The organism is Moorena bouillonii PNG (assembly GCF_001942495.1).
Lineage (GTDB): Bacteria > Cyanobacteriota > Cyanobacteriia > Cyanobacteriales > Coleofasciculaceae > Moorena > Moorena bouillonii.
Genome location: NZ_MKZS01000001.1, coordinates 2,727,043 through 2,739,216 on the forward strand (window position 1 = coordinate 2,727,043; position 12,174 = coordinate 2,739,216).

The 12,174-nt window shown below is 42.9% G+C and carries 9 protein-coding genes; 4 read left to right on the plus strand and 5 right to left on the minus strand.

Translation table 11 applies throughout. The features are described 5' to 3' along the window. Positions 1–157: 157 nt before the first annotated feature. Entirely contained in the window at positions 158–3,751 is a 3,594-nt protein-coding gene (locus tag BJP37_RS11190; RefSeq protein ID WP_075898821.1) for a WD40 domain-containing protein, read from the minus strand. 301 nt (positions 3,752–4,052) lie between these two features. Here BJP37_RS11190 and BJP37_RS40945 point away from each other — a divergent pair, with 301 nt between their 5' ends. The 4 genes from BJP37_RS40945 to BJP37_RS11205 all read left to right on the plus strand — a co-directional run bounded on the left by BJP37_RS40945 (position 4,053) and on the right by BJP37_RS11205 (position 7,105). Further along, positions 4,053–4,217, plus strand: a complete 165-nt coding sequence (locus BJP37_RS40945; protein WP_198954008.1) for a hypothetical protein — start codon at positions 4,053–4,055, stop codon at positions 4,215–4,217. 88 nt (positions 4,218–4,305) lie between these two features. Then, positions 4,306–5,040, plus strand: a complete 735-nt coding sequence (locus tag BJP37_RS11195) for a helix-turn-helix transcriptional regulator (RefSeq protein WP_075898823.1) — start codon at positions 4,306–4,308, stop codon at positions 5,038–5,040. A gap of 167 nt (positions 5,041–5,207) precedes the next feature. Then, positions 5,208–6,122, plus strand: a complete 915-nt coding sequence (locus tag BJP37_RS11200) for a sigma-70 family RNA polymerase sigma factor (protein WP_229415269.1) — start codon at positions 5,208–5,210, stop codon at positions 6,120–6,122. Further along, entirely contained in the window at positions 6,092–7,105 is a 1,014-nt protein-coding gene (locus tag BJP37_RS11205) for a tetratricopeptide repeat protein (protein ID WP_229415270.1), read from the plus strand. Before BJP37_RS11200 ends, BJP37_RS11205 begins: the two co-directional genes overlap by 31 nt. A 1,204-nt stretch (positions 7,106–8,309) precedes the next feature. On the opposite strand, the gene BJP37_RS11210 is transcribed toward BJP37_RS11205, so the two are convergent. From BJP37_RS11210 to BJP37_RS11225, 4 genes are all read right to left on the minus strand, one after another. Continuing rightward, positions 8,310–8,750 (minus strand): peptidoglycan-binding domain-containing protein, encoded by a 441-nt coding sequence (locus BJP37_RS11210; protein WP_229415271.1) that lies wholly within the window; start codon positions 8,748–8,750, stop codon positions 8,310–8,312. Between the two features lie 724 nt (positions 8,751–9,474). Continuing rightward, complete coding sequence (locus BJP37_RS11215) at positions 9,475–9,918, minus strand: peptidoglycan-binding domain-containing protein (RefSeq protein WP_229415272.1); 444 nt, start codon at positions 9,916–9,918, stop codon at positions 9,475–9,477. A 329-nt stretch (positions 9,919–10,247) separates the two neighbouring features. Beyond that, positions 10,248–10,637 carry a peptidoglycan-binding domain-containing protein gene (locus BJP37_RS11220; protein ID WP_229415273.1) on the minus strand — a complete coding sequence of 130 codons (390 nt, stop codon included), beginning with the start codon at positions 10,635–10,637 and terminating at the stop codon, positions 10,248–10,250. Positions 10,638–11,361: 724 nt separating this feature from the next. Next, positions 11,362–11,805: a peptidoglycan-binding domain-containing protein gene (locus BJP37_RS11225; protein WP_229415272.1), complete on the minus strand. Its 444-nt coding sequence runs from the start codon at positions 11,803–11,805 to the stop codon at positions 11,362–11,364. Between the last annotated feature and the right edge of the window lie 369 nt (positions 11,806–12,174).

The following is a 12,174-nucleotide window of genomic DNA, read 5'->3' on the forward strand; positions in this document are numbered from 1 at the left end:
TAGAACCATTGCGGTGCCTTAAGCTATCAGCGATTAGCGCTACGCGCACGCTACGCGAACAGCGATTAGCGCTACGCGCACGCTACTTGAGGTGCTATCAGCCGTGAGCTTTAGGCTGACGGCTGACGGCTGACGGCTGAACGCGCATATGCTACCCTTACTCCTTTTCTACTGCACCTAGAGCTTTTAAGGTGTTTTTCTGAGCTTTTGTTAAACCAATGGCGTTTTTAATATTCATCCCTTCATAGGGTCGATCAATTCTCAGGGTTTTTATACATTCACCACTGTCAAGATTCCAAAGCTTAATGGTTTCATCTTCGCTGCTACTCACTAACACAGGATGATTAGGACTAAAGGCAATTGACCGGACTGCTTTGTGGTGTCCCTGAAATACTTTGACAACAGTACCTGTACTGATATCCCACAGTTGAACAGTCTGGTCATCACTACCACTGGCTAAACTCTTGCCATCTGGACTAAAGGCAATTGTTCTGACTCGAGATCTGTGACCGGATAAGGTTTGTAGACATTGCCCCGTCTCAACATCCCACAGTTTAATCGTCTGGTCTCCACTGGCACTCGCCAGCAGATTGGCACTGGGACTGAACACAACCGATAAAACCCAATCCTCGTGACCTGGTAATGTTTGTAAACAGCTTCCCGTACTGACATCCCAAAGTTTGATCCTGTTGTCATGGCTACCACTGGCTAGGATTTTAGCGCAGGGACTGAAACTAATGGTTTTGACTTGCTGAATATGCCCTTCTAAGGTGTGCAGACATTCTCCTGTATGCCAATCCCAAAGCTTTACCGTTTGGTCACGACTGGCACTGGCTAAAATTTCTCCCTCTGGACTGAAGCTGACCGAATGCACCCAACTATCGTGTCCCCACAGTGTTTGCAAACACTCTCCTGTATTTGCATCCCAAAGTTTGATAGTTGTGTCGTCACTGCTACTGGCCAGAATCTGATGGTCTTTGGGAGCAAAAGTGACTGATGAGACTAGATTAGTATGTCCTGACAACGTTTGTAGACATTGCCCCGTATCAATATCCCACAATCTTACCCGTTGGTCTTCGCTACTACTGGCCAACATTTGACCATCTGGACTAAAAGCAACGGATAAGATCCAATTACTATACCCCTCCACTGTTCTTAAACATTGTCCCGTGTGGATATCCCATAACTTCATGGTTTGGTTTTCACTCACACTCAGCAAGGTTTGACCATCCGGATTAACAGCAACCAACCAAATCCGTGAAGCGTAGCTATTACCTAAAGGGGAATTGCTATACTTGTGCAACGTTTGGAGACATTTCCCGGTTTCCACCTCCCAGATTTTAACCGTTGTATCCTCACTACCGGTCACCAGTGTTTTACCATCTGGGCTGAAAGCAACTGACCACACATAACTGTTGTAGTCTGGTAAGGTTTTGATACACTCACCACTGGCTAAATCCCAAAATTTTACCGTTGTGCCATCACTTCCAGTTACCAATGTTTGTCCATCTGGGCTAAGGGCAATCGATAATACCCAATTGATCGGGATTTCTAGGACTTGCAGGCAAGAACCAGTGTTGACATCCCAGACTCTCACAGTTTGGTCTTCAGCCCCAGTGACCAACCTTTGTCCATTGGGACTGAAGGTAGTAAAAAATACCGGATTGCTATGGCCTGACAAGGTTTGCAGACATTTTCCAGTGTGAACATTCCACAGCTTTACCGTTTGGTCATGGCTACCACTGGCTAACATTTCCCCGTCTGGACTAAACCCTAGGGATTGCACCCAACTGGTATGACCTCGCAATGTTTTCAGACATTGCCCGGTCTGGACATTCCACAACCTGATCGTTTGGTCGTTACTACCACTGGCTAAAATTTCTCCCTCTGGACTAACAGCCAGGGATTGCACCCAAGCCTTGTGACCATTGCAGGTAATAATTTGTTTAATGTTGGCAAGGTCCCACAACCAAATCTCATTATCAACACTGGTTGCCAGGAGTTTCCCATCTGGGCTAAAGGTCGCTGATAAAACCCCCCCTAAGGTGCGAGTCAAAGCCGACTTACTTAAATCGGCATTGGCAAAGTTGACTCCATGCAAATTCATGCCCTGTAGGTAAGCTTGCCAAACCGTTAAGTTAGAAAAATCATAGCCACTCAGGTCAAGATTAAGCTGCCAGAGTAAATTGAGAACATTCCCCCCGGCATATCCTGGTTTTCGAGGGGGAAAAGACTTCAGTTTTGATAAAATTTGATTCAAATAGTTTTGCACATTTTCCGGGAGGCCAAGCAGGTTGAGGAGTTGCTCGGTAATCGGTTTGAGAATCAGTTGAATTTGGGCATTTCTCAGATAATCTTTGGCTTGGGCTTTGATTAAAGCACAGCGCTCGAATAGTGCTATTTCTCCCGTTTGAATTTCGCAGAAAATCTGTTCAATTAAGCGATCGCTGACATACTCCATCACCACCGGTTGTTGAGTAAATTTTCCCGAAGTCTTCTCAATCATTGAGCGCAATTGTAGAGATTCTAATGTTTCTAATAAATGTTTGAATGAAACAGCCGGAATAATGTCCCTTTGTAGCTCCTTAAATGAGACCCATTCTCGATTAATGGTCAGCCAGTACATCACCTGTTGTTCTAAAGTTGACAAGCGATTAAACTGCTGGTCCATTAAATCGGAAATATCACCAAAGACAATAGTGCCTTCTTCTAAAAACTGAGCCACATCGCCGTCAAACAACTCATAAATTGTGGTGGCAACAATCTTCAATGCTAAAGGATTGCCTGCATAAAACTCTACCAGTGCTTGACATTCGTCTTTTGAGACAGAAAAGCCTTTTTCGGCGAGAATTTTCTTCCCTTCTCCCTCGGTTAAGCCAGGTAACCTCAGGGAACGAATCGGAGCGTTTACACCTTCTTTGTTTCTAATTTCTCTGGGTTTCTCCCGACTGGTCAACACCAGACAACTTTGATGGTTAGTCTCGCCCCAGCTTCTGAGCAGCTGCCCATAGCCTTCATATCCTGGGCGATAGGCTCCTGCCCGTTGGTCAGGGGATAGAATTGACTCGACATTATCTAAGATGAACAAACAACTCTCTTCCCGCAGATATTCGATTAAACAGGAGATTTTACCATCTAAGCTTTCTGGTAAAGTAGTTTCTTGCTGATCGGACAAAAACCCCATCAGGTCCGTCAAAAGCTCGTGAATGGGTGGCGCATTACGCAAACTTCGCCAAATCAGGTACTGAAATTCCGATTGTAGACCCTGGGCTAACTTGACAGACAAAGTTGTTTTACCAATTCCACCCATGCCAATTAAGGTAATCAGTCGGCAATGGTCATTAATAATCCATTGTTTGAGTGTGGCTAATTCTTCCTTGCGCCCGTAGAAATTGGTAACATCAATTGCTTCTCCCAAGTCTTGGCGTTTGCTAGAGGTTGTGATCTGTGGCTTTTGATCTACAGTCTGGGATGAGTGATCATCTACAGCCTGCGATAGTACATCATCTACAGCCTGGGATGGCAGGTCAAAATCCAAATTGGCAATGGCTCTCCATTCCAGTGCCAATTTCTGAGAAAGTTCTTCAAAAGTAATATAGTCAACCGGTTTACCGGTCAGGAAGTTGCTGACTGTGGCTAAGGCAAACCCCACATCTTCAGCCAAAGCCCTCTGGCTCGGAAAACCGTTACGCCTGACTGCCAGTTTAACTTTTTCAATGCAGTCCTGACGGACTTTGAGCGACCTGGGCATGGCTCATTTGATCATGACTGTAGGGATTATACCATTGACAAAGGAAAATTCAGTCACAAATTCTTCACAATTTAGTCACAAGTCAGATCATCTCAGGCGGTAAGTCAGTATGCAGTGGGGTTTGATGAATATATAGCAAAGGAATCCCCCCTAACCCCCCGCCCGGAAGGGGGGAAGGCAAAAGGCAATAGCGATGGAGTCGGCCAAAGGGGGTTTCCCCAGTCCCTAAAACCCAGGAGGAAAGTACCTCACCCAATTCAAAACTGCTATATATTCTAGGAATTTTATCCTAAATAAAACCATGAATGTGCTCTATAAAAAACTGTTGGCAAGAACAACGTTATGGCTATTGTTAGAAATTTGGCTCAACTTCCTTGGACTAGATAACCTAGCTGATTACAGCGAATTTATCTTTGAGAATAATTTCAGCCGCGCCAGTGGGGTGCTAAAAATAGAAATAATTTGATCGCTAAATGGAAAACGTAAAACAACCAATTAGTTGATCGATGGCATTTGTAATAAGCCCAAGTAATTTATCATAATCAAGGTTCATCATGACTAATCAACAACTCTTGCCCAAACCCATTTCTATTGATGTAAACCAAGTTTATTCAAGCACATATGAGCTTCATAAACCGGAGAAAAAACTAGATTATGTCAAACACTTTAAACACTATTGTAGTTTACCACAATCAATCAAAGTAGAAGCGACTAAACCCGAAAGCAGTAAGCCAGAGTTAGATTCAGAAGAAGGTTTGCCATTACTGCTCAAAGCAATTCTTGAAGGCTTTGTTGATGGGGTGCTGATTATAACTACTAACCAAGAGTTGTTTCATGCCAATGAGTGTGGACGTCGAATGTGCTCTCAAATCTCTCAAGGTAAGTCACCGATAAATTCTATCCCTCAGGCAATTTGGCGAGTTTGCCAATCATTAATTGATAGTCGTGAGTTGTTTGGCGATCGCAAACTAATTATCGAAACTGAAATTAAAGTGAATAAGTCAGTTAACTTTCGGGTTAGGGTTAGATGGTTAACGTTAGAGTTATCCCGAAATCCTTATCTGTTAGTCACCCTAGAAGATAAACATCAATCTACCCAAAATTCCGCTATTACTGATGCTATTAAATATGGCTTAAGTCACCGGGAGAAGGAAGTATGGTTACTTAAAAAATCCCACTTAACTTACGAAAAAATTGCACAGCAGCTATATATCAGCATCAATACTGTTAAGAAGCACCTGAAAAGCATTTACGCTAAACAAAAAGAAGTGATGCAGTATCAAAATTAATATAGTTTTTTGATCTAGTTTGTAAATACAGTTATTGCTGAAAAAGGCAAGAGGCAAAAGGCAAAAGGCAAAAGGGGCAAGAAATCCAGAGTTTTATTGGACAATAAAAAAAGACCATACAGGTTTACATCTCAAATACAAACGCGCTTATAGCGTTTTTCATAGCTATGAGGTACACAGAATGGTTTCCCGATTCCCGATTCCCTCTTCCCTGTTCCCTCTTCCCTGTTCCCTCTTCCCTGTTCCCTTTCTCGACAGTTAAACCTAATTTTGTACGACTACTTATACTTCACTCAATTTTCTTCAAAAAAATGAAAACAGAAACAAAATTAGACGAGATTAATCTATTAAAAAGTATATCTCTTGGCGATCGCACTGCCTTTTGGCAGTTATGGCTGGTCAATCAAGACTATCTTTACGGTCGGTGCGTAACTTGGATGGGAGGCGATCGCACCAATGCTGAAGAAGCCTTAAGTCTGGCCAGAATCAAGGCGTGGGAGAAACTACCACACTACGCCGAAAAAATTACTAATCCCAAAGCATGGCTAACTAAAATGACTCATAACCTCTGCGTGGATCTCCATCGAAAACGCCACAGAAGTGCAATGGGTATGGAGAGCATTGAAGAAATGGCAGTGGGAGAACACCAAACATTAGCCTCTAGTGAGTACTCTCCTGAGTCAGCTATTCTTCGTCGCGAGTTAAAAATGTACATCTGCCGTGAAATAAAGGCTCTGTCTCCCCAACTGCGAGAGCCTTTTGTGCTGTATTTTTACCAAGATATATCCTACCCAGACATTGCCAAAAAACTTGCTATCTCGGTGGATAGCGTTTACAAACGCATTCAAAAGGGGCGAGCAATTATGGAAAAGCAGTTGAAGCAGTATCTATCAGGAATAGATAATTCTCCCCCCTTTTTAAAAGAGCTTGGAGAGGATGATATTTTTAATAATTTTAAAAATAAAAAATTAGTTATTTTATCTCAAAAACCGACGACAGAGTCCAAGATCGATCAAATTAATAATCATATTAATTATGAGGTAACAGCGATATGTTTAGAAACACTACCCCCTGTTTGGTAACCTTATCCCAGTCTTCAAAGGTTCAGTTAAATGTACAACTGGTATTAGATAAAAAAACTACCAGAAAACAGCAGAAGCTGAATACCTTAACTAACTATGTGCAGCAGTATCCCTCTGGATGGAAGAAACGGTTGGAATTGGCTGATTTACTCTATGAAAGTGGAAACTGGGAGCAGGCTGTTAAGGAGTATGACCAAGTTATTCAGCGGCAATCTCAATTAATTCAGGTAAGGTTGAAACTGGGGAAACTTTTACAGTTGATGGGAGAGGTGGCTAAGGCAATTGAGGTTTATGAGAGTGCTTTGCCATTATCCAGTAATGTTGCTACTGGGCATCATATCCGGGGTTTGATAGAGGTCTGTCGCCGTCAGCCAGAGAAAGCAGTAAAAGCCTTTGAGACAGCCGCATCTTCTGAGCCAGAAAATCCGTCTCACTGGCTGGCATTGGGGCGGGTTGAGATGGAACTGGATCATGCTCACGCTGCTTTGAAAGCTTTTGAGCAAATCTTGTTACTTCAGCCAGATGATATTGTTGCTATGATTCACAGTTATGATGCACTCCTAATACTGGGTGATTTTCAGTCAGCAGAGTTGAGGTTAAGTAGAGCAGAAGAGTTAGCCCCTGGTGATTACTCAGTTTTAAAACGACGCTTGGCCTATCGTTGCCGGATGAAATTAGTATTGGGTAAAGAAGGGAAGCAGACTAAAAAGATAGTTAATGCTGTATTGAAACTGGCTCCCCACTCCGCTGATGCTCACCAGTTGCAGGCTGACTATTATCGGTTGCGAGGAGAGTCGGCAAAAAGCCTGGCTATATTGAAGCAGTTTACTGAGGAGCACCCAAATAATCCTCATGGCTGGTGTTATTATTCCCGGTTTTTGTCTGATAGGGGTGAAAATAAAAGGGCGGTTGAAGTTATTGAGAAAGCTGATCATCTATACCCGAATAATTGGCTATTTTATGGGGCTTTATGTAAGTTGTAGGGTGCGAAGCATGAAATGTAACGCACCGTATTAATTCAAAAGCATTATGATTGGTTTATTATTATTGAACCTGATAGTGGGGAGTATTTTATCGATTAAAATGAAAAGGTAGCACTGGCAAAATACCGTTCTCAACATCCAGGTAAAAAGTGTATTATTATGCGAATTAATGAAACAGGAACTTGTGGAACAATATGATCCAAGGTGAATTTAAAGCGGTTTGCAATTCATTTAGGTACAAAGTTCTGGTTTTTTAGGGAGCAGGGAGCAGGGAGCAGGGAGCAGGGAAGAGGGAAGAGGGAAGAGGGAAGAAGGAAAACAATCCTGTGTACCTGATAGTTATGCAAACCGCCGTAATAGTCGAGGAGAGTTGTTTTTTGAAATTGGCTTGATGTCTGATGATGGAGAGATTTTTGCCGTAATGGCACTGTTAGATACAGGGTTTACTGATGATTTATCATAATACCAAAAACTGCTCGGATATCTTGACTACTGTTCCCTGTTCCCTGTTCCCTGTTCCCTTGAGATATCAATCCTATGTTCACATCTCAAATACAAACGCTATATGAGGGAAAGGTGGTTATTGAGGAAGAGGAGTTTACGGTTGAAGTGTTAGGAGGAGAGGGTGCATCTCATATTTGTAAAAAAGTTGCGTAGGGTGTGTTAGGGGGGCCTCATTTTCCGCTCAAGCGCCAGGGTTTAGACAGCCCGCCCCGTAACGCACCACCTTGTCAAACAACAAAAATGAGATGCACCCGGAGGAGATCAACTGGTGAATAGTCTTTTAGGTGTTTTGTGGTTACGAACAAAGCGTTTAGTTGTGGATTTTCCCATGGGAGTGTTAACCCTAGGATAAGCGATGCTCAGCAAAGAGCTGCTATGGGAAAGTATTACTGATAGTTAAAGAGGTGCGTTACACTTGGTTAACGCACCCGACAAGATCAGGGATTAGCCCAAAGGGCAGTGCTTCGCGATTGACCGTAGGTCACGCTACGGGAACGCACTAATTCGGGATCTTTAGCAAAAGATATTGGTTCTTCAGTACCTTTTATGCTAAACCGACAGTTAAAAAACTCAGAAAGCTTACGGTACAAGGGTTCTTAGGCTATTTAACTAGCAAAATATTCTGAATACGGCCTCTTTCCCCTGCTCCGAACGCGCCCCGCGTGGCCCACGGCCTCAGTCCCTTTGCCAAAGTGTTTATTTAGCATGACCGTAGAGTCAAGATATCATCGATGGCACGATAGGTTTTTTTACTGACAATCCCATCAACAATCAAGTGGTTAGGATCAGATTCGTAGAGGGTTTCGTTGTAGTCGCTTTGGAACTTCATTACTACCTGTTCTGTTTGGGAGCCAAACTGTCCGTCAATAACCAAATAATAGCCCATGTAGCAATTTAAGAACTGCTGGAGAAAGCGGACAGCTTGACCGGCTTTTCCCTTTTTCAAAACTGGTAGGTGGGTGACGTAAGCAGCGTTAGCCTGACTAGTTACTTCAGAACCATTAGCTAGTGCCAAACCATTAGCTAGTGCAGAACCATTAGCTAGTACAGAGTTAGAATTGATAGTGTTAGTTCCCATGATTGATTTCTTTTCCTTGATGATTTGACGTTTACGATGGAATACCTTGTCAGGTTTCGACATTGGACAAAGTTTTTATTTTCTGTCTTTTGTCTCTACACCTTTAAGACGATCTCAAAACCCTATTTTGGAATTTTTCGAGTTAGCACCAATTTTTGTCGATCGACTCACCCCATTAAACCTACTTGACCTCTCAAACCCCTCTTGCCATCTAACTTGTAGCCGTTTCAGTGTCAGGGACAATTGGGTGCATCTCAATGGATGAAATTAGGCAAAAATTCCCACACTTCCCGCGCCCCCGCCCCTTATTTTTTACAAATATGAGATGCACCAGGGACAATTTACCCCTGGTGCAACCGAGGCTATATCCCTGCCCTTGTGTTTGTTACAGAGAGTACAAGATAACGCTAAATTGGATTAATTACTAACAGTAACGAGCTGTATAGACCAAATAGCCGGTCGGGACTTCCTGGGATTCTGTTAGCATCAAAAAACCCCCTTAACGGGGGCTGTTCAGAGGTAAACTTGAGGGAGTTTGGTCGGTAGTTAGATATTATATATTTTGAAATTGTTTAGGTTTAGGACTTGATTTTGGTCAAGAATTTATTGTAGAATTATGACCTGCTCTTCAGATGATACCGCCTTAATTGCCAGGATGCGGCGAGGCATTTTGGGTTGAGTTGGGAGTAATTCAGTGACCAGTCACCAGTGATCAGATGATTGTAACGGGCGGTGAGCAGGGGCTGAGTTCACCGCCCTGTGCTATATCCCTACTAATTCGGGATCTTTAGCAAAACATATTACCGATGGCACGATAGGTTTCTTTCCCGACAATCCCATCTACAATCAAGTAGTCAGGATTAGATTTGCCCTGGTAGTTGTAGTCGCTTTGGAAATTCCTTACTGCCTGTTCTGTTTGGGGGCCAAACTGTCCGTCAAAAACCAAAGAATAGCCCATGTAGCAAATTAATAACTGCTGGAGAAAGCGGACAGCTTCACCGGCTTTTCCCTTTTTCAAAACTGGTAGGTGGGTGACGTAAGCAGCGTTAGCCTGACTAGTTACTTCAGAACCATTAGCTAGTGCAGAACCATTAGCTGGTGCAGAACCATTAGCTAGTGCAGAACCATTAGCTAGTGCAGATTTAGAATTGATAGTGTTAGTTAGCATGATGGATTTCTTTTCCTTAATGATTTGACGTTTACGATGGAATACCTTTTCAGGTTTCGACATTGGACAAAGTTTTTATTCTCTGTCTTTTGTCTCTACACCCTTAAGACGATCTCAAAACCCTATTTTGGAATTTTTCGAGTTAGCACCAATTTTTTGATCTCAACTCACCCCATTCAAACCCATTTCAAAGCCCAAAACCCTTTTAAAACCTAACTTTTAGCCGTTTCAGTGTGTTGGGGGAAAAAGCTCGGAGCCGCTACCCGAACCCATTACTGATAGCAAAAAAGGTGCGTTACACGTTGTTAACGCACCCGACAAGATCAGGCATTAGTCCAAAGAGCGCTTCGCCATTGACCGTCACGCTACCCGAACGCACTAATTCGGGATCTTTAGCAAAACATATTACCGATGGCACGATAGGTTTCTTTCCCGACAATCCCATCAACAATCAAGTAGTCAGGATTAGATTTGTCGAAGTAGTTGTAGTCGCTTTGGAAATCCCTTACTGCCTGTTCTGTTTGGGAGCCAAACTGTCCGTCAATAAGCAAATAATAGCCCGTGTAGCAATTTAAGAACTGCTGGAGAAAGCGGACAGCTTCACCGGCTGTTCCCTTTTTCAAAACTGGTAGGTGGGTGATGTAAGCAGCGTTAGCCTGACTAGTTACTTGAGAACCATTAGCTAGTACAGAGTTAGAATTGATAGTGTTAGTTACCATGATGGATTTCTTTTTATTAATGATTTGAGGTTTACGATGGAATACCTTTTCAGGTTTCGACATTGGACAAAGTTTTTATTTTCTGTCTTTTGTCTCTACACCTTTAAGACGATCTCAAAACCCTATTTTGGAATTTTTCGAGTTAGCACCAATTTTTGTCGATCGACTCACCCCATTAAACCTACTTGACCTCTCAAACCCCTCTTGCCATCTAACTTGTAGCCGTTTCAGTGTCAGGGACAATTGGGTGCATCTCAATGGATGAAATTAGGCAAAAATTCCCACACTTCCCGCGCCCCCGCCCCTTATTTTTTACAAATATGAGATGCACCAGGGACAATTTACCCCTGGTGCAACCGAGGCTATATCCCTGCCCTTGTGTTTGTTACAGAGAGTACAAGATAACGCTAAATTGGATTAATTACTAACAGTAACGAGCTGTATAGACCAAATAGCCGGTCGGGACTTCCTGGGATTCTGTTAGCATCAAAAAACCCCCTTAACGGGGGCTGTTCAGAGGTAAACTTGAGGGAGTTTGGTCGGTAGTTAGATATTATATATTTTGAAATTGTTTAGGTTTAGGACTTGATTTTGGTCAAGAATTTATTGTAGAATTATGACCTGCTCTTCAGATGATACCGCCTTAATTGCCAGGATGCGGCGAGGCATTTTGGGTTGAGTTGGGAGTAATTCAGTGACCAGTCACCAGTGATCAGATGATTGTAACGGGCGGTGAGCAGGGGCTGAGTTCACCGCCCTGTGCTATATCCCTACTAATTCGGGATCTTTAGCAAAACATATTACCGATGGCACGATAGGTTTCTTTCCCGACAATCCCATCTACAATCAAGTAGTCAGGATTAGATTTGCCCTGGTAGTTGTAGTCGCTTTGGAAATTCCTTACTGCCTGTTCTGTTTGGGGGCCAAACTGTCCGTCAAAAACCAAAGAATAGCCCATGTAGCAAATTAATAACTGCTGGAGAAAGCGGACAGCTTCACCGGCTTTTCCCTTTTTCAAAACTGGTAGGTGGGTGACGTAAGCAGCGTTAGCCTGACTAGTTACTTCAGAACCATTAGCTAGTGCAGAACCATTAGCTGGTGCAGAACCATTAGCTAGTGCAGAACCATTAGCTAGTGCAGATTTAGAATTGATAGTGTTAGTTAGCATGATGGATTTCTTTTCCTTAATGATTTGACGTTTACGATGGAATACCTTTTCAGGTTTCGACATTGGACAAAGTTTTTATTCTCTGTCTTTTGTCTCTACACCCTTAAGACGATCTCAAAACCCTATTTTGGAATTTTTCGAGTTAGCACCAATTTTTTGATCTCAACTCACCCCATTCAAACCCATTTCAAAGCCCAAAACCCTTTTAAAACCTAACTTTTAGCCGTTTCAGTGTGTTGGGGGAAAAAGCTCGGAGCCGCTACCCGAACCCATTACTGATAGCAAAAAAGGTGCGTTACACGTTGTTAACGCACCCGACAAGATCAGGCATTAGTCCAAAGAGCGCTTCGCCATTGACCGTCACGCTACCCGAACGCACTAATTCGGGATCTTTAGCAAAACATATTACCGATGGCACGATAGGTTTCTTTC

Bases quoted from the DNA above. Each gene is read 5' to 3' on its own strand.
- BJP37_RS11205 (WP_229415270.1), top strand. From the start codon at position 6,092: ATGTTTAGAAACACTACCCCCTGTTTGGTAACCTTATCCCAGTCTTCA.
- BJP37_RS11190 (WP_075898821.1), bottom strand. From the start codon at position 3,751: ATGCCCAGGTCGCTCAAAGTCCGTCAGGACTGCATTGAAAAAGTTAAA.
- BJP37_RS11200 (WP_229415269.1), top strand. From the start codon at position 5,208: ATGAGGTACACAGAATGGTTTCCCGATTCCCGATTCCCTCTTCCCTGT.
- BJP37_RS11220 (WP_229415273.1), bottom strand. From the start codon at position 10,637: ATGTCGAAACCTGAAAAGGTATTCCATCGTAAACCTCAAATCATTAAT.
- BJP37_RS11210 (WP_229415271.1), bottom strand. From the start codon at position 8,750: ATGTCGAAACCTGACAAGGTATTCCATCGTAAACGTCAAATCATCAAG.
- BJP37_RS11225 (WP_229415272.1), bottom strand. From the start codon at position 11,805: ATGTCGAAACCTGAAAAGGTATTCCATCGTAAACGTCAAATCATTAAG.
- BJP37_RS11195 (WP_075898823.1), top strand. From the start codon at position 4,306: ATGACTAATCAACAACTCTTGCCCAAACCCATTTCTATTGATGTAAAC.
- BJP37_RS11215 (WP_229415272.1), bottom strand. From the start codon at position 9,918: ATGTCGAAACCTGAAAAGGTATTCCATCGTAAACGTCAAATCATTAAG.
- BJP37_RS40945 (WP_198954008.1), top strand. From the start codon at position 4,053: ATGAATGTGCTCTATAAAAAACTGTTGGCAAGAACAACGTTATGGCTA.